Consider the following 17,470-nt stretch of genomic DNA (forward strand, 5'->3'; position numbering starts at 1 on the left):
GCTCCTTTCGTCGGGCCGCCCCGTACCGCGGCTGGTGTGAGGGTGCCGGCGGTACGGGGCGGAGCGGGCAGGGCGCTCGTTCAGTCGATGAGGGCGAGCGCGGGCAGGGTGAGGAAGTCCGGGAAGTCCTCGGCGAGGGCGACCTGCTCGAACAGCGCGGCGGCCTCGGTCCAGCGCCCGGCGGCGTACGCCTGCTCGCCCAACTCGGCCCTCAACGCGGCGAGTTCCTCGGCGACCAGGCGGCGGACGAGTTCGGCGGTGGTCTTCTCGCCGGTGTCGGCGAGGACCACGCCGTTGTGGATCCACTGCCAGATCTGCGAGCGGGAGATCTCGGCGGTGGCGGCGTCCTCCATCATGTGGAAGATGCCGACCGCGCCGAGGCCGCGCAGCCAGGCCTCGATGTAGCGGACGCCGACCTGGACGGCGTTGTGCAGGCCGGTGCGGGTGCAGCTGCCGCCGGCCCCGGCGACGTCGAGGAGTTGGGCGGGGGTGACCGGCTCGGACGAGCCGGGGGCGTCCTTCTGGTGCGGGCGCTCGCCGAGCACCGCGTCGAAGCACTCCCGGGCGACCGGCACCAGGTCGGGGTGGGCGACCCAGGAGCCGTCGAAGCCGCCGCCGGCCTCGCGCTCCTTGTCGGCCCGGACCTTGACCAGGGCGGCGGCGTTGACCTCCGGGTCCTTGCGGGAGGGGATGAACGCGGCCATGCCGCCGATGGCGTGCGCGCCGCGCCGGTGGCAGGTCCGCACGAGCAGCCGGGCGTAGGCGGCCATGAACGGGGAGGCCATGGTGACGGTGTTGCGGTCGGGCAGGACGTAGTGCTCGCCGCCGTCCCGGAAGTTCTTCACGATCGAGAACAGGTAGTCCCACCGGCCGGCGTTCAACCCGGCGGCGTGGTCGCGCAGTTCGTAGAGGATCTCGTCCATCTCGAAGGCGGCGGTGACGGTCTCGATCAGCACGGTGGCGCGGACCGTGCCGTGCGGGATGCCGAGGGCGGCCTGGGCGTGGGTGAAGACCTCGTTCCAGAGCCGGGCCTCCAGGTGGCTCTCGGTCTTGGGGAGGTAGAAGTAGGGGCCGGAGTTCGGGTCCTGCTCGCCCTTGGCGAGCAGCCGGGCGGCGTTGTGGAAGAAGTACAGGCCGAAGTCGACGAAGGCGCCGGCCACCGGGGCGCCGTCGACGGTGAGGTGCCGTTCGTCCAGGTGCCAGCCGCGCGGGCGGACCACGACGGTGGCGAGTTCGGCGGCGGGCTTGAGGGCGTACGCCTTGCCCTGGGCGCTGGTGAAGTCGATCCGGCCCTCGAAGGCGTCGATCAGGTTGACCTGCCCGGAGAGGACGTTCTCCCAGGTGGGGGCGGTGGCGTCCTCGAAGTCGGCGAGCCAGACCTTCGCGCCGGAATTGAGCGCGTTGACGACCATCTTGCGGTCGGTGGGGCCGGTGATCTCGACCCGGCGGTCCAGCAGGGCGCGCGGCGCGGGGGCGACCTTCCAGTCCCCGGCGCGGACGTCGGCGGTCTGCGGCAGGAAGTCCAGCGTGCCGGTGCGGGCGATCTCGGCGCGGCGCTCGCGGCGGGCGGCCAGCAGTTCGCGGCGGCGGCCGTCGAACGTGCGGTGCAGGTCGGCGACGAACTCCAGCGCACCGGCGGTCAGCACCTCCTCGGCACGCGGCACCGGCGGACCGGCGACCGTGACACCGGGGACGGCGGGGGACGGACCCTGATCTGCGGCGGCCATGGGCAGGACTCTCCTTGGGCTGTTCCGTTCTGTACAGTGGAGACTAGTTTCCGCGATACAGAATTTCAACGGTTTGTTGATGATCGCGTGGACTCTACTCCTCCCCGGACATCGAAAGGAACGCTCGTGGCCAGCACCTCCACCGAACGCACCACCGGCTCGGTGCAGTCCGTCGAGCGCGCCTTCCAGCTCCTGGAGGCGCTCGCCGACTCCGGCGGCGTCGCCACCCTCAGCGAGCTCTCCGCCACCTCCGGCCTGCCGATGCCGACCATCCACCGCCTGGTGCGCACCCTGGTCGCCCAGGGCTACGTCCGGCAGGACACCGCCCGCCGCTACACCCTCGGCCCGCGCCTGATCCGCCTCGGCGAGACCGCGGGCCGCCTGCTCGGCTCCTGGGCCCGCCCCTACCTGGCCGAACTCATGGAGGCCACCGGCGAGACCGCCAACCTGGCCGTGCTGGAGGGCGGCGAGGTGGTGTACGTCGGGCAGGTGCAGTCCCGCCGCTCGATGCGGATGTTCACCGAGGTCGGCCGGCGCGTCCAGCCGCACTGCACCGGCGTCGGCAAGGCGCTGCTCGCCCAGCTCCCCGAGGACGAGGCCCGCGCCCTGCTCGGCCCCGGCCCGCTCCAGGCCCACACCCCGTACACCGTCACCGAGCCCGCCGCGCTGCTCGGCCGGCTCGCCACCGCCCGCGACCTGGGCTACGTGGTCGACGACCAGGAGCAGGAGATCGGCGTCCGCTGCATCGCCGTCGCCGTCCCCGGCGCGCCCACCCCCACCGCGCTCTCCGTCTCCGGCCCCGAGGCCCGGATCCAGGCCCTCGAAGCCCAGTCCGGCGCCGCCGGGCTGGTCCCCCTCATGCAGGGCATCGCCGCCCGCCTCGGCGAAGTCCTCTGACGGTTCGTCAACTCCCTCCGTGCACCGGTCGGTAGCGGTCCAGCCCGCGGTGCACGTGCTCCAGGACGCGGGACCAGAACGACCCCGGGCCCGGCGGCAGCCCCGGGTCGGTGCGGCGCAGCAGGGCCAGGAAGCGGTCCTCGACGCCCTCCGGGTCGAGGCCGTCGAACCGCTGCCGCTCGGGGTCGTACAGCGGGCGCTCGGTCTCCAGCGCGGACAGCGCCAGGACGAAGCGGTCCGGGCTGCTCGCCACCGGGTGCGCCTCGCCCTCCTCGGGGACGCAGTACACCGTGCCGGTGGCGGTGTCGAGGTGGAAGCCGTCGCCGCCGAAGCCGCCGACGCACAGCCAGGACGCCGGGTCGAACGGCCCCGCGTGCGGCGCCCACGCCCGGTCGCCGATCTCCGCCTCGCCGTCGCAGTACTCCTGGCTCGCCCCGAAGAACACCGTGTCGTCGGGCAGGCCGACGTCCCGCAGGAACACCCGGGTCGGCCGGTGCCCGACCCGGGCCAGCAGCTCCGGTGCGGTCAGGGTGACCGTCCCGTCGGCGCCGAACACCGCCAGCGCGGTGCCCCGGTCGATCAGGAACTCCCGGTGGACCGCGTCGTCGGGGCCGGGCGGGGAGCGGAAGTCGACGGTCCTCGCCCGGGCGCGGAGCAGTTCCATCAGCAGCTCGGCCCGGCCCGTCAGGCACTGCATCGCCCCGGCGGCGCGCTCCACCCGCGCCGACGAGAGCACCCGGTGGCCCGGAACGGCGTCCGCGTCCCGGTCGAGCGCGGCGAGCAGCGCCGCGGAGGCCGGGCGCCCGGGGGCGGCGGCCCCCTCGACGGCCTCGGTCAGCCCGGCCACCGCGACCTCGTTGACCTGGTCGACCACGTAGTGCAGCAGGTGCTCCTCCAGGTGGTCGACGTGCTTGCGCGCGGCGGCGGCGCGCCGCTCCGGCGGGCCGGTGCGGTCGGCGGCCAGCGCCGCCAGCTCCTCGACCACCTCGTTCTGCATGACCGCGATCACCTCGGCCGCGACGTCCAACCGGTCCGCGCAGACCCGGATGCCGTCCACCATGTCGGCGAGCCCGCCCTCCGCCCCCGCCCGGTACTCGGCGAGCAGCGCCTCGTGCACCGGCCCCTCGAAGTACCGCTTCAGGTCGACCATGATCCGCAGCCCGGCCTGCAGGACCTCCTCCTGCCCGTCCGCGTGCTCCCGCACGTACCGGGCGAAGGTCCGCAGCCCGCCCTCGTTCAGCGGCTCCCACTCCACCCCGGCGGCGTCGAGGAACTCCCTTGCCGCCCCGGGCAGTTCAGCCGTCCACGACTGCCGGCGGGCAGCCCCCCGCGAAGATCCCATGCCCCCACGCTACCGGCGCGCGCCGACGCCCGGCCCGGCGGGCGGCCCGCCGCCGGGCCGCCCGGGCCAGCACCCCCACCAGCACGGCGAGATCGGCCGCGCCCGCCGGATCGTCGGCGTAGCGGGTGACGGTCAGCGGCCCGACCAGGTCGAGCCCGATCCCCCGCCGCGTCCAGTTCGAACGGGTGCCGGGCCGGATCGACCTCGGCCCGGGCCAGGCTCCACGGATGCCGACGAACGGAAACGGCGGCCTCCCGACGGTCGGCCCGGCGGGTCCGGGCGGCCGCCCGATGGTGCCACCCGGCCGCCGCCGCGTCACCCGGTTTTCCGCCCGCCCTGCGGACGGACCCCGCGATCAAGCCCCCGTGATCAGTCCCCCGCGATCAGGGGCCGGTACTCGGTGCCCTCGGGGGTGAAGATCAGCCGGTGGTCGCGGCCGGTGACGGTGGCCCGCTCCCGCAGGCGGGTCAACACCTCCGCCTCGGTGGGGAGTTCGATCCCGAGGGCGGCGGCGGCCGCCGCGCGTCCGGCGTCCAGGTCGGGTTCGTCCGCCAGGTACTCCGCGGCGATCTCCCGGCTCTCCTCGGCGGTGAACTCCCGGCAGTCCCGCCACCAGGGCACGACCAGCAGCAGGCGCAGCAGTTCGGGCAGGCCGACGGCGAGCAGCGCGGCGCCGCCCTCGGAGTCGGCGTACAGGACGGGCCGTTCCTCGCCGCCCTCGCCGCAGAAGAAGTACGTCCCGCCGGCGCCGTCCTTGGCGAAGACCTCCAGCCGGGCCCCGGAGGCGAGGTGGACGGGTTCGCCGTGCTCGTAGTGGTCGAGGTCGAGCTCGCCGGGCCAGCGCAGGAAGTCGGCCGCGTCCTCGTGCGCGCGGACGGCGTCGATCAGCGAGGGCGGGGCGGCGGGTGACGCGGACGGAGAGGTCATGCGGCGCACTGTAGCGGCGTGGTCCGACGCCACCGGTAGCACCCGACACTACGCTGGGTGAAGACCCGTCGACACCCCGTAGGAGGGCCCGTGCGCCGCCTCGTCTCCCTGCTCGCCGCCTCGGCGCTCGCCCTGGGCGCCCTCGGCACCCTGGCCGCACCGGGCGCGGCCGCCGCGACCTCGGACTCGGACCTCAAGGCGGTGCGCCTGGACCCGGACCCGGTGGCCCCCGGCGGGACGACCACGGTGCACGCCTTCGTGGCCAACGGCGGCCCGCAGACGGCGGGTTCGCCGTTCACCGTGCTGGTCGAGCTGCCGCCGGGCTTCACGCCCGCCGGCCCCTACTTCCCGTCCTCCTGCACGGCCACCGGGCGGACGGTGAGCTGCACCTTCCCGGCGGGCCTCCCCCCGCTGCGCTCCGCGACCGCGCTGGTGCCGGTCCGGGCGGACACGGGCCTGCCCCACGGTCTGAGGACCGTGGGGCAGGTGCGGGTGGTGAGCGCGGACGACCGCAACCCGGTGAACAACCGGACGCCGTTCGTCCTCACCGTCTCCTGACGCTCCGCCCCGGCGGGCGGTCAGCCGCGGGTCACCGGTAGACCCGCAGGTAGTCGGCGCCGAACGCGACCGGCGCGCTGCCGCTCGCCGCCGGGTGGTACTGCCCGGCGCTGAGCGACAGGTTGAGGATGGGGTAGGCCGACCAGTTCGCGCCGACGCCCGTCCCGTCGGAGAACACCTTCGCGCCGTTGACGTACCAGTCGACCGAGTCGGCGCCGTAGTACGTGCCGATGGTGACCCAGCGGTCGGGGGCGATCGCGTTCGCGTCGGTGTGGTACTTCAGGCCGGAGCGGATCCGGTTGGAGAGTTCCAGCAGGTTCGGGTTGTCGGGGTGGTACTCGAAGCTGTCGATCTCGTTGCCGCCGTCCTTCCAGGTCCACAGCGCGGGCCAGGCCCCGTCGCCGGCGGGCAGCTTCACCCGGGCCTCGATGTAGTCGCCGGTGCGGACCTGGAAGCCGTCCTTGCTGTACTCGGTGGTGAGCAGCCCGGTGTCCCAGGCCTGCTTGCCGTTCTCCAGGGTGTGCGCGGACGGGGTGGCGGTGAAGGTGGCGACGCCGCCGGAGACGGTGACGGCGGACGGGGCCAGCCAGTCGAGCTTGTTGTCGTCGGGGTTGTGGCTGCCGTAGCGGTAGGCGCTGCTGCGGTCGCCGGTCCACTTGGTGCCCCAGTCGATCGGGCCGGAGAACTCCTCCGACCAGGTCAGCGCCTTGCCCGGGACGGGAGCGGCGGGGGCGGTGGGGGTGCCCGGGGCGGCGTCGGTCACGGTGAGCGTCCGGGAGGGCAGGTTGTGCCAGCTCCCCGCGGTGTCCTGCCAGAACCCGAACTGGGTGTAGCTCCCGGCCGGGAGGGTGCGGGCGCCGGTGGTGACGGTGGTCCCGCCGGGGCAGATCCGGACGTTGCTCGCGCTGCCGGGGAAGTCCAGGTTGCTCCCGGCGGCGTCGCGGACGCCGACGCCGACGGTCTTGGCGGTGAAGCAGCGGCTCGCGTGCAGGGTGAGCGAGGCGGTGCTCGCGCTGCCCGCGGTCATCCCGGCCGGGGCGAGCCGGTCCTGGACGACGCCGGTGGCGGTCCCGGTGAGGACGGCGGCGCCGGCCGGTGCGGCGAGCGGCACGCCGACCAGCGCGGCGGCGCCGGCCAGGACGCCGAGCCGGGCAGGGGTGGCGAGGGCGAGGGGGTTGGGTCGCATGGGTGGGTCCTCCGCGACGCCTGCGGGGTGAGCTGTCGGGTTCGGGCCGTCGCGTGACTCTCCGCGCACGCCCGGCCGCCCGCGAACGCGCGAGGAGCGCGTGCGCGCGGCTTCACCCCGAGCCGTGCCGCGGGCCGCGCCGCCGGGCAGGGGCGGGTGGCCTGGCACGGCGTACTGCCGTGGGTCCCCCGCTCCCGCCCGTGGTGTGCTGTGGGAACGCCGTCGACCGGGCGGGATTCGGCGTCCCGACGGCGGGTGCGTCCGATCCTGGACGCACCCGCAGGCTAGGCAGATTGTCGCTTTGTCTCCAAGGATCCCGGCCCGGCTGAGAGCACTCTCACATCACTCTCCGTCACCACCGGCCGGGTCGCCCCGAGCACGCCCCGGGCCGCCGTCGGCACGCCTCGGGTCGCCGTCGGTACGGGGCGGGTCGCCGGGGTGGTCCGGCGGTGACCCGCACGTGAAGTGTTCGCGCCAAGGGTTCCGCCGGAGCCGACGAGCCGTCAGACTGCTGGCATGCGAATGACTCTACGCGCGTTGAAGATCCGTGCCGTCTCGGTCGCCGCCCTCGGCCTGCTGACCCTCGCCCCCACCCTGGCGGCCACCGGCCAGGCGCAGGCCGCGGTCAGCGGGAACATCTGCTACTCGGCGCTGCCCAGCCAGGGACGCGACACCATCCGCCTGATCGACGCGGGCGGGCCGTTCCCCTACTCGCAGGACGGCGTGGTGTTCCAGAACCGGGAGGGCATCCTGCCCGCACAGACGTCCGGCTACTACCACGAGTACACCGTGATCACCCCGGGCAGTTCGACCCGCGGCACCCGACGGGTCATCACCGGCAAGGTCTACCACGAGGACTACTACACGGCCGACCACTACGCGACGTTCTACCGCGTCAACTTCGGCTGCTGACCCGCACCGGTCCGGGCCCCGGCCCGGGCGCCGGTCCGATAGGTTGGGCGGGTGCGGCCACCCCGACCGTGCCCGCCGCTCCGACCGCCGCTCCGACCGCCCGAAGGACCTCCCATGAACGCCCCCCTGCCGGGCTTCGCCGGCCGCACCTACCTCTTCGAGGTCGACAACGGCGCCTCCTTCCGCAACGCCTACTCCGCGGACGGCACCCGGCTGCACTGGGAGGGCCTGGGCGAGTCGGCCGGCCAGCACGAGGACGTCCCGCTGCACGTCGCGGCGGTCGGCCCGAACGTCTGGTTCGTCTCCTGGACGGAGCGCAGCGGCATCACCGTCAGCCACGTGATGGACCTCGACGCCCTGACGGTGAAGGTGTTCTGGACCTGGGAGGGCGAGACCGGCCGGGTCGGCGAGCTGCACACCGGCACCCTCACCCCCTCCTGGTAGCCCGAGGGCGCCCGGGACTCCGGCCGGCCCCGCGCCCGGGAGGGAGCGGCGGGGTCAGGCGTGGGTGCCGCCGTCGATCCGGATCTCGGTGCCGGTGACGAACGCTCCGTCGTCGGAGGCCGGCATGGCGATCACGCCGGCCACCGTCTCGGGGCCGGCGAAGCCCTCGCCGATCGCGGGCCGCAGCTTCGCGCACCACGACATGTCGGCGTCCTCGGGCAGGCCGGGGCCGGCGGTCATGCCGGAGGCGATCGAGCCGGGCGCGACGCTGACGGCGCGCAGGCCCTGCTCGGCGTACTCGGCGGCGATGGCGTGGGTGAAGGACTGGACGCCGCCCTTGGTCCCCGTCCTGGCCCGGCTCACCGGCCTGGACGCCGAGGAGCTGGACGCCCGGCTGCCGGCCGCCGCCGCGAACACCGCGATGCGGGTGGCCGTCGAGACCTGGGCCGCCCGCGACACGCCCCCGCGGACGCCGCCGACCTCGCCGAGAGCGCCTTCCGCCGCCTCGCCGGTCCGCTGCTGCCCCCCGCCTGACGCGAGCGCCGGCCGGACGCCCTCACACCGGGACGACCGCCACCGGGCAGTGCGCGTGGTGCAGCACGGCGTGCACCGGGGTGGCCAGCCGCAGGCCGAAGCGCGGCGCGGGCTCGTGCCGGGAGAGCACCACCAGGGCGGCGGTCCGGGACTCCTCGACCACGGTCGCGGCGACCGAGCCGGTCAGCTGGTGGCTCTCCACCTCGACGTCCGGGTAGTCCTCGCGCACCGGGTCGCAGGTGCGGCGCAGCAGCTGCTCGTGCAGCTGGGCCTCCTCGCCCAGTTCGTCGACCATCGGCGCCATCCGCCCCACGTCGGCGACCACCGGCGACCAGGCGTGCACCGCCCGCACCGGCAGGCCCCGGCGGGCGGCGGTCTCGCAGCCGAAGCGCAGCGCGGCGGCGTCGCGCTCGTCGTGGACGGCGACCAGTACCGGCCCGTCCGGGTGGTCGGCGCCGCGGACCACCGCCACCGGGCAGGCGGCGTGCGCGGCCACCCGCAGGCTGACCGAGCCGAGCAGCAGCGAGGCGAAGCCGCCGTGGCCGCGGGTCCCGAGCACCGCGAGCGAGGCGTGCTCGGCCGCGGTCAGCACCGCCTCCCCGGCGTCGCGCGGCACCACGTCGCCGGTGATCCGCAGTCCGGGGTGGGCGGCCTCCAGGGTGGCCTGCACCGCTTCCAGCAGTTCGGCGGCCTCGCGCAGGATCAGATCGGTGACGGTGGCGCCGGCGCGCGGCGAGAGCGTCACCGTCCCGGTGTTGACGGCGTGCACCAGGTGCAGCCCGGTCCCCCGCCACTCGGCCTCCCGGGCGCCCCACTCGGCGGCCTCGGCCGCGGGCACCGACCCGTCGATCCCCGCCACCACCCCGTTCGCTGCCCTGATCTCCATGACGCACTCCTCGGACCGGGCTCGCCCCGGCCGCTCCCCTCCAGCATGCGCCGCCCGCCCCGCCCGGCCAACCCGGCACGGCTCCCGCCGGGTCCCGCGCCAAGGCCCGCCGGATGCGGGTCCTGCTGCCCGGGCAGGGCACCACGGCCGATTCCCGGTCGGCCCGGAAGGAACCGCACTGACCGGCCGGGGCCGCGCCCCCTGGCGAGGAGCGCGGCCCCGGCGGCCGGTGCGACGGGGTGTCAGTTGCCCCCGGCGGACTGCCACTCGGCGCGGTAGTCGTCGAAGATGGCCTTCAGGTGGTGGCCGATCTTGAGGTAGTCGAGGTCGTCGAGGTTGGCGAGGGAGACCCGGACCGACCACTCGGGGCCGTCGAAGCCGCCGCCGTTGAGGAGGACGACGCCGGTCTGCTCGGCGAGCCGGAACAGGGGTTCGGTGGGTTCGTAGTTCTTCTTCAGGTAGGCGGCGAAGTCGGGGCCGGAGGTGCGTTCGGCCTCGGCGAGCAGGTCGAGTTCGATGTAGTAGCCGGCCCGCTGCGGGTCCTCGGAGATCTTCATGCCGGAGCCTTCGAGCAGCAGGTCGAGGCGCTGCTTGACGATGGCCTGCACCTTGGCCTTGTACGCCTTGCCCTCGGGGAGCATCGCGAAGAGCGAGAACAGGGTGAGCTGGGCCTGCTGCGGGAGGGAGAGGCCGGCGGTGTGGTTGAGGGCGACCTGGCGGGAGTCGGCGACCAGGCGGTCGATGAACCGGATGCTGCCGGGGTCGAGGCTGAGGCTGCCGTAGCGCTTGGCGAGCCGGTCCTTCTCGGCCTGCGGGAGGGCGGCGAGGGCGTCGTCGATAACGTTGTCGCGGTGGAGGCCGATCACGCCGAGGCGGTGGCCGGTGGCGCCGTAGTGCTTGGAGTAGGAGTAGACGAGCAGGGTGTTGCGGGGCAGGTCGGCGGCGATGCTGCGGAAGTGGTCGACGAAGGTGCCGTAGACGTCGTCGGTGACGATGATCAGGCCGGGGTTGTCGGTGGCGACGATGGACCCGATCTGGTCGGCGACCCGCTGGGAGAGCGCCAGCGAGGGCGGGTTGCTGGGGTTGACCAGGCAGACCAGTTTGACGGCGGGGTCGGCGAGCTTGGCGACCTCCTCGGTGGGGTAGCGCCATTCGCGCACGCCGGCCTCGGCGAAGGAGGACGCCTGGACCAGGACCACGTCGAACTCGTAGGTGTCGAGTTCGGGGATCTCGATGTAGGGCGTGAAGACCGGCACCATCAGGGCGATCTTGTCGCCCTTGTGCAGGATGCCGTTCTTCATCAGCGAGTCGAAGACGTAGCACATCGCGGCGGTGCCGCCCTCGGTGGCGAACAGGTCGAGCTGCCCCTCGGGGGGCCGGCGGTCCATCAGTTCGTCCTGGAGGTAGCCGGTGACGATCTGCTCGGCGCAGGTCAGCATCCGGTCGGGGACGGGGTAGTTGTCGCCGATCGCGGCGTCCGCGAGCTCGTGCAGGAAGGCGTCGCGGTCGAGGTCGAAGCGGTCGACGGCGAGGCCGGTGCAGGCGGTGAGCAGGTCGATGCCGGGCAGTTCGGGGTGGGAGCGGGCGAAGTGGTCGTAGCGGGCGGCGATGCCCTTCTGCTCGGGCATGCCGCCGAGGTTGTCGGCGGTCCAGACCCGGCGGGACTCGCCGAGCGCGAAGTGGCCGAGCGCGAGCATCGCCTCGCGGGGGCCGGTGCAGACCCAGTTGGGGTTGCCGCGGCCCGCGTTGAGCATGTGGACGGTGGACTTGTCCTTCTGCCCGGGCTGGTCGGCCTGGTAGCGCTCGGCGAGTGCGATGAACTCGCCCTTGAGTTCGAACGGGCTGAGCCGGGAGAGGCGCTGGATCTCCTCGCGGCTGATCGACGGCTTGCTCATGGTGCGGGTCCTTCCGGGGCGACTAGCCGAGCAGGGCGACGATGACGGCGCCCCAGATGGTCAGCAGGACGTTTCCTGCGGCGTACGGGATGGTGTAGCCGAGGGTGGGGATCTGGCTGCGGGAGGCTTCGTTGATGGCGCCGATCGCGGCGGTGGTGGTCTGCGCGCCGGCCACCACGCCCATCAGGATCGGCGGGCGCATCCTGAACACGAAGTGGCCGACCAGCAGGCCGACGACCAGCGGGACGACGGTGGCGACGGCGCCCCACAGCAGCAGGCCCCAACCGGCCTGGGAGAGGCCGCTGGTGAAGCTCGGCCCGGCGTTGATGCCGACGATGGCGACGAACGCGCACAGGCCGAGGGTGTCCATGAACCACTGGGCGCCGGGCGGCACGTTGCCGTAGGTGGGGTACTTGCCGCGGATCCAGCCGAACACCAGGCCCATGATCAGCGCGCCGCCGGAGGTGGACAGGCTGATCGGGACGCCGCCGAGGGTGAGCGCGGGGATGCCGATGCAGCCGCCGAGGAAGATGCCCAGGCCCACCCAGGTCATGTCGGTGGCGAAGCTGGTCGGCACGGGCTTGCCGATCGCCGCGGCGGCCGGGCCGACCAGCCGGGAGGGGCCGGAGAGCAGCAGGGTGTCGCCGCGTTCGACCTGGGTGGTGAGCCGGTAGGGGAACTCGGCGCCGGAGCGGTAGACCTTGTCGACGAAGACGCCGACCATGAACGGCTCGCGCCGGAGCTCCGCGATGGTCTTGCCGAGTTGGGCCTTCTCGGAGGCGACCACGTGCAGGTGCTCGGTCTGGTAGCCGAGCAGTTCGACGTCGTCGGCCTCCGGGCCGATGGCGCCGGCCGGGTCGAGTTCGACCAGGTCGTGGCGGAGCGCGCTGACGGCGAGCACGTCGCCGCGCTCGATGACGGTCTGCTGGTCGTGGTCGAGGATCTTGCCGTCGCGGCGGACCCGGGTGAGGTAGACCCGGCGGCCGGCGGCCTGCTCGCGCTGTTCGAACTGCTCGATGGTGGAGCCGATCGGGCCGTTGACGGCGGTGTAGGCGCGCAGCACGACCTCGTAGTAGCCCTCGGCGAGGTCGGGGTCGTCGGCGGGGGCGTCGAGTTCCGCGGCCAGTTCGCGGGAGTCGGCGGCGAGGTCGCTGTGCAGGAAGCGGGGGGCGATGTTGGCCAGCAGGATCGCGCACAGGATGGTGCCGAGCGGGTAGGTGACGGCGTACCCGATCGGGACGAGGTTCTGCTGCGCGGTGATCTGGTCCTGGCTGAGGCCGGGCAGGCCGCCGATGGCGTCCTGGGCGACGCCGATGACGGCGGACTGGGTGAGCGCGCCGCCGAGCAGTCCGGCGCCGAGGCCGGGGCCGTACCCGAGCATCTCGGCGAAGCCCCAGCAGATCGCCAGGCCGCTGAGGCAGACCGCGACGGTGACCGCGACCTGGGGCAGGCCGTCCTTCTTGAGGCCGCGGAAGAACTGCGGGCCGACCTTGTAGCCGAGGGCGAACAGGAACATGATGAAGAACACCGACTTGACGGTGCCGTTGACCTCGACCTCGGTCACCCAGCCGGTGAACAGCCCGGCGATCAGGCAGCCGGTGACGGCGCCCAGGCCGATGGCCTTCCAGTGCAGCCGGCCGACCAGGAAGCCGATCGCGATGGTCAGGAAGATCAGCAGTTCGGGGTAGGGCTTGAAGACGTGGTCGGTGATCCAGTCCATGGGTCCTCATCCCCCGCCCAGGCCGACCAGGCCGACCAGCAGCGGTCCGGTCAGCGGCAGCAGGAAGTTGGAAATGGTGTAGGTGATGGTGTAGCCGAGCATCGGGACGCTGCTCTGGGCGACGTTGCCGACGGCGGTGATCGCGGGGGTGGAGCACTGCTGCCCGGCGATCGCGCCGACCAGGATCGGCGGTTCGATCTTGAGGAAGCGGCGTCCGATGAACAGGCCGAGGAAGGCCGGGACGGCCACCATCAGGATCCCGGAGACCGGTAGCAGCACGGGGTACTGCTTGAGCAGCGGCCCGGCGTCGGGCCCGGCGGCCATGCCGGTGACCGCGATGAACATGGCCAGGCCGAGGTCCTTCATGGTCTGCGCGGCGGCCGGCGGGTAGGCGCCGAAGGTGGGGCGCAGCGAGCGGAACCAGCCGAAGACCAGGCCGGAGATCAGGCAGCCGCCGCCGGTGCCGAGGGTCAGGTTGACCTCGCCGAAGTGGACGTTGACCTTGCCGAGCAGGACGCCCAGGCAGATGCCGAGCGAGATGTAGATGTAGTCGGCGGTGTCGGAGCGGACGGTGGCGCCGACCTTGCCCGCGAACTTCTCGACCCGGGAGCGGGCGCCGACCACGGTGAGGGTGTCGCCGCGGTGCACCTCGGTCTCGCCGACGGCGGGCAGGTGGTGGTCGACCCGCTGGATGTCGGTGAGGAAGACGCCGCCGGTGACGTCGTGGTCCTGGTCGCGGACGGCGTTGAGGGTGCGTCCGGCGACCTCCTTGTTGGTGACCACGACCTGGCGGACCGCCATCGGGCTGTCCAGGCCGGGGACGCCGCTGGTCTCGGGGCCGAGTTCGTGCCCGGCGTCCAGCACGGCGGCGCGGCGGCCGACCACCAGCACCTGGTCGCCGCGGCGCAGCACCGGGTCGTCGTCGACGCCGAGCTTCTTGCCGCCGCGCTGGACGGCCTCGACGGTGACGAGTTGGCCGGAGCGCTCCTGGACCTGGCTGATCCGGGTGCCCTCGCCCTGCGAGACCAGGTAGGTGCGGCCGACCAGGGCGGGCAGCGAGGGGGCCTCGCCGGGCTCCAGTTCGCCGCCCTCGCCGCGCATCTTCTCCCAGACCCGGCGGGAGGCTTCGGGCAGCTTGATCCGCATCAGCAGCGGGAACAGCTGGCTGGTCAGCAGGACGATGCTGATCAGGCCGAACAGGTAGCAGACCGAGTAGGCGGTGGCGACGTGCGCCTGCAGCTGGGTGGTCTGGTCGGCGGTGATGCCGGGGAGCTTGGCGATCGCGTCCTGCGCGGTGCCGACGGCGGCGGACTCGGTGGCGGCGCCGGCCAGGATGCCGGCGGCGGTGCCGACGTCGAGGTCGAAGCCCTTGGCGATGCCGAGCGCCATCAGGACGACGACGACCGCCTCCATGACGGAGAGCACGCCGAAGCGCAGGCCCTTGGCGTTCATGTTGGCGAAGAACTGCGGGCCGGCGATGTAGCCGAGCGAGAAGATGAACAGGGCGAACGCGACGTTCTTGACGTCCGCGTTCACCGAGACGTTCTGGGCGCCGACCAGCATCGACACGATCAGGACGCCGCAGATGCCGCCCAGTTGGATCGGTCCGACGCGGAGCTTTCCGACCAGGTAGCCCAGGCCCAGGCAGAAGAAGAGGGCGAGAACGGCGTTCTCACGCAGGAGACTCATGAGCGTATTAGAGCGGAATTGAAGCTATATGTCCGATTTAACACGCCGCCATGATCATCATCGCTGTGCGCAGCGTTCCCGCACCACTTCCAGCAGCACCTGCGCGTGGCTGTGCCCCGGCTCCTTCACCGCCGTCAGCAGCACCAGCTCCCCGGAGCCGGCCGCCTCGCACAGCCCGTCCAGCTCCCGCCGCGCGTCCGGCCCGTCCAGCTCGGCCCGGTAGCGCCGGACGAACTCCGGGTACCGCCCGTCCGGCCCGTGGAACCAGCGGCGCAGCTCCGCGGAGGGCGCCACCTCCTTCGCCCAGCGGTCCAGGTGCGCGTCCTCCTTGCGCAGCCCGCGCGGCCACAGCCGGTCCACCAGCACCCGCAGGCCGCCGTCCGGCTCCTCGTACACCCGCTCCACCCGTACGCCCATGGGCCCCACCGTAAGCACGGCGGGGCCCATGGAGCGGGAGCGGCGCGGGCGGGGTCAGACCTCGACCGGCTGCCCGGCGGGGGCGGGGACGGCGGGGGCGGGGGCGTCGCCGTGCTCGATCCGCAGCTGCGGGAGCAGGCGGTCCAGCCAGCGGGGCAGCCACCAGTTGTGGCGGCCGAGCAGGGTCATGGTCGCGGGCACCAGGACCATCCGGACCACGGTGGCGTCCACCAGGACGGCGGCGGCCATGCCCACGCCGATCATCTTGACCGTGATGTCGGGGTCGATCGCGAAGCCGGTGAACACCGCCACCATGATCGCCGCGGCGCTGCTGATCACCCGCCCGGTGGCGGACAGGCCGCGCACCACGCTGCCGCGGGCGTCGCCGGTGGCCAGCCAGTCCTCGCGGACCCGGGAGAGCAGGAACACCTCGTAGTCCATCGACAGGCCGAACAGGATGGTGAACATCAGGATCGGCACCCAGCTGGAGACCGGCACCGCGTGCGGCAGCCCGAGCAGCTTCGCACCCGCGTCGTGCTGGAAGACCGCCGTCATCACCCCGTACGCGGCGGCCACCGACAGCAGGTTCATCGCGGCGGCCTTGACCGCGATCACCGGCGCCCGGAACAGCACGGTCAGCAGGATCAGCGCCAGCACCACCACGAACGGGACCACCACCCACAGCCGCTGCGCGAGCCGGTCGGAGATGTCGGAGAAGGCCGCGACCGTGCCGGTGACCTGCACCCCGGCCGGGAGTGCGCCGTCGCGCAGCCGGTCCAGCAGCTCGACGGTGGCCTCGTCCTGCGGGCCGGTGGCGGGCTGGACGCTGATCACCGCGGCGTCGCCCGCCGCGTTCACCAGCGCCGGGCGGACTGCGGCGACGCCCGGTTCCGCCGCCAACTTCTGCTCCAGCGACGGGAGTTCGGCGGACGGCAGCCGGTCCAGGTCGACCGCGAGCAGCAGCGGCCCGTTCGCGCCGGGGCCGTACGCGCCGGCGATCAGGTCGTACGCCTTGCGGGTGGTGCTGCCGGACGCCTGGCTGCCGGCGTCCTGCGGCCAGGTGCGCATGCCGAGCATCGGGGCGGCCAGCGCGAGCAGCACGGCCAGCGACAGGACCGCGGCGGTCACCGGGCGGCGGCCGATCAGCCGGGCCCAGCGCTCGGTGCGGGTCGCGCCTTCCGCGGCGGGGGCGGGGGCGGGGCCGTGGCGTTCCGCGGGCGGAACGGGGGCGCGGCGTTCGGCGCGGCGCAGCAGGCGCGGGCCGGCGAGCGCGGCCAGCGCGGGCACCAGCGTCAGGGCGGCCGCCATCACGGCGCCGACGGTGGCGAAGGTCGCGTAGCCGAACGAGGCGTAGGTGGACAGGCCCGCCAGCTTGAGGCCGAGCAGCGAGACCAGCACCGTCGCCCCCGCGACCACCACCGAGGAGCCCGCGGTGGCGTTCGCCTCGGTGGCGGCGGCGCGGGCGTCCAGGCCCCGGCGCAACCCCTCCACGTGCCGGGAGACCAGCAGCAGCGCGTAGTCGATGCCGACGCCGAGGCCGACCATGGAGGCCACCGTGGGCGCGATGTCGCTGATGTCGACGACGGCCGACAGCAGGGTGATCAGCCCGGTGCCGGCGCCCAGCCCGGCCAGCGCGACCAGCAGCGGCAGGCCCGCCGCGGTGACCGAGCCCAGCGCGACCACCAGGATCACCAGCGCGGCGCCCATGCCGATCGCCTCGGCCGTCCCGTTCGGGGCGCTGAAGTTCTCCGGCAGCTCGCCGCCGAACTCGACCTGGTACCCGGCGCCGGTGGTGGCCCGGGCGGCGTCCCGCAGCGCGTCCAGGCCCGCGGAGCCCTTGAACGCGGTCACCTTGACGTCGTAGCCGACCGTCAGCAGCGCGGTGTCCCCGGCCCGGGACGGCACCGGCTCGCTCACCGACAGCGCGTGCGGCACCCTCGCCAGGCTGCCGCGCAGCGCGGCCAGCGCGTCGGCGGGCAGCGCCTCCCCGTCGCGGGCGTGCACGACCACCCGGGCGCTGGTGCCGGAGGTCTCCGGGAAGCGCGCGTTCAGCAGGTCCATCCCGGCGGTGGACGGGGTGCCGGGGATCCGGTAGTTGTCGCGCGGCTCGCCGCCGAACGCCTGCGCCAGGCCGAGCACCGCGCCTATCAGCAGCACCCAGGCGGCGACGGTGCGCCAGGGCCGGGCCGCCGCGGCCCCGCCGAGGCGGCCGAGGAGTGTGGACATTGCAGAAGCCTTCCGTGCAGCGGTCGAACGAGGTCGGACCCCAGTGTGGAAGGGCGCTCTTGGAGCCCACTTGGCAGCCCGTTCCAAGTCCCGGCCGGGACGCCCGACCG

14 protein-coding genes and 1 pseudogene are annotated in these 17,470 nt (G+C 73.7%); 4 read left to right on the forward strand and 11 right to left on the reverse strand.

All coding sequences use genetic code 11. The features are described 5' to 3' along the window. Positions 1-80: 80 nt before the first annotated feature. Positions 81-1,727 carry a malate synthase A gene (aceB, locus tag ACWEO5_RS15475; RefSeq protein WP_452162872.1) on the reverse strand — a complete coding sequence of 549 codons (1,647 nt, stop codon included), beginning with the start codon at positions 1,725-1,727 and terminating at the stop codon, positions 81-83. Between the two features lie 126 nt (positions 1,728-1,853). Here aceB and ACWEO5_RS15480 point away from each other — a divergent pair, with 126 nt between their 5' ends. Continuing rightward, the gene (locus ACWEO5_RS15480) at positions 1,854-2,624 is read left to right on the forward strand and encodes an IclR family transcriptional regulator (protein WP_452162873.1); all 771 of its coding nucleotides are present in this window, start codon (positions 1,854-1,856) and stop codon (positions 2,622-2,624) included. 7 nt (positions 2,625-2,631) lie between these two features. Here ACWEO5_RS15480 and ACWEO5_RS15485 read toward each other — a convergent pair whose 3' ends face one another. Together ACWEO5_RS15485 and ACWEO5_RS15490 are read right to left on the reverse strand one after the other, a co-directional pair. Continuing rightward, positions 2,632-3,966 (reverse strand): SUKH-4 family immunity protein, encoded by a 1,335-nt coding sequence (locus ACWEO5_RS15485; protein ID WP_452162874.1) that lies wholly within the window; start codon positions 3,964-3,966, stop codon positions 2,632-2,634. 369 nt (positions 3,967-4,335) lie between these two features. Further along, complete coding sequence (locus tag ACWEO5_RS15490) at positions 4,336-4,893, reverse strand: hypothetical protein (protein WP_452162875.1); 558 nt, start codon at positions 4,891-4,893, stop codon at positions 4,336-4,338. Between the two features lie 90 nt (positions 4,894-4,983). Here ACWEO5_RS15490 and ACWEO5_RS15495 point away from each other — a divergent pair, with 90 nt between their 5' ends. Continuing rightward, complete coding sequence (locus tag ACWEO5_RS15495) at positions 4,984-5,451, forward strand: hypothetical protein (protein WP_452162876.1); 468 nt, start codon at positions 4,984-4,986, stop codon at positions 5,449-5,451. Between the two features lie 31 nt (positions 5,452-5,482). Here the strand turns inward: ACWEO5_RS15495 and ACWEO5_RS15500 are convergent, their stop codons facing one another. Continuing rightward, positions 5,483-6,637 (reverse strand): glycoside hydrolase family 16 protein, encoded by a 1,155-nt coding sequence (locus tag ACWEO5_RS15500; protein ID WP_452162877.1) that lies wholly within the window; start codon positions 6,635-6,637, stop codon positions 5,483-5,485. A 516-nt stretch (positions 6,638-7,153) separates the two neighbouring features. Between ACWEO5_RS15500 and ACWEO5_RS15505 the strand changes: the two genes are divergently transcribed. Both ACWEO5_RS15505 and ACWEO5_RS15510 read left to right on the forward strand, forming a co-directional pair. Beyond that, positions 7,154-7,549, forward strand: a complete 396-nt coding sequence (locus ACWEO5_RS15505) for a ribonuclease domain-containing protein (RefSeq protein ID WP_452162878.1) — start codon at positions 7,154-7,156, stop codon at positions 7,547-7,549. Between the two features lie 114 nt (positions 7,550-7,663). Next, positions 7,664-7,993, forward strand: a complete 330-nt coding sequence (locus ACWEO5_RS15510) for a MoaF-related domain-containing protein (RefSeq protein WP_344556573.1) — start codon at positions 7,664-7,666, stop codon at positions 7,991-7,993. A gap of 54 nt (positions 7,994-8,047) precedes the next feature. Here ACWEO5_RS15510 and ACWEO5_RS15515 read toward each other — a convergent pair. The 7 genes and pseudogenes from ACWEO5_RS15515 to ACWEO5_RS15545 form a co-directional block, all read right to left on the reverse strand. Then, positions 8,048-8,338: pseudogene (locus ACWEO5_RS15515) on the reverse strand (SDR family oxidoreductase); the annotation flags it as partial. 211 nt (positions 8,339-8,549) lie between these two features. After that, complete coding sequence (locus tag ACWEO5_RS15520; protein ID WP_452162879.1) at positions 8,550-9,413, reverse strand: universal stress protein; 864 nt, start codon at positions 9,411-9,413, stop codon at positions 8,550-8,552. Positions 9,414-9,655: 242 nt separating this feature from the next. Further along, positions 9,656-11,308: a bifunctional aspartate transaminase/aspartate 4-decarboxylase gene (locus ACWEO5_RS15525; RefSeq protein WP_452162880.1), complete on the reverse strand. Its 1,653-nt coding sequence runs from the start codon at positions 11,306-11,308 to the stop codon at positions 9,656-9,658. A 22-nt stretch (positions 11,309-11,330) separates the two neighbouring features. Beyond that, positions 11,331-13,028, reverse strand: coding sequence for an aspartate-alanine antiporter (gene aspT / locus ACWEO5_RS15530; protein WP_452162881.1), 1,698 nt, complete (start codon positions 13,026-13,028; stop codon positions 11,331-11,333). A gap of 6 nt (positions 13,029-13,034) precedes the next feature. Continuing rightward, a complete protein-coding gene (aspT, locus tag ACWEO5_RS15535) occupies positions 13,035-14,717 on the reverse strand; it encodes an aspartate-alanine antiporter (RefSeq protein ID WP_452162882.1) in 1,683 nt (560 codons plus the stop codon). A 57-nt stretch (positions 14,718-14,774) separates the two neighbouring features. Beyond that, the gene (locus ACWEO5_RS15540) at positions 14,775-15,134 is read right to left on the reverse strand and encodes a DUF488 domain-containing protein (RefSeq protein ID WP_452162883.1); all 360 of its coding nucleotides are present in this window, start codon (positions 15,132-15,134) and stop codon (positions 14,775-14,777) included. Between the two features lie 54 nt (positions 15,135-15,188). After that, positions 15,189-17,360, reverse strand: a complete 2,172-nt coding sequence (locus ACWEO5_RS15545; RefSeq protein WP_452162884.1) for an MMPL family transporter — start codon at positions 17,358-17,360, stop codon at positions 15,189-15,191. Between the last annotated feature and the right edge of the window lie 110 nt (positions 17,361-17,470).

It is taken from the genome of Kitasatospora sp. NPDC004272 (assembly GCF_053603035.1).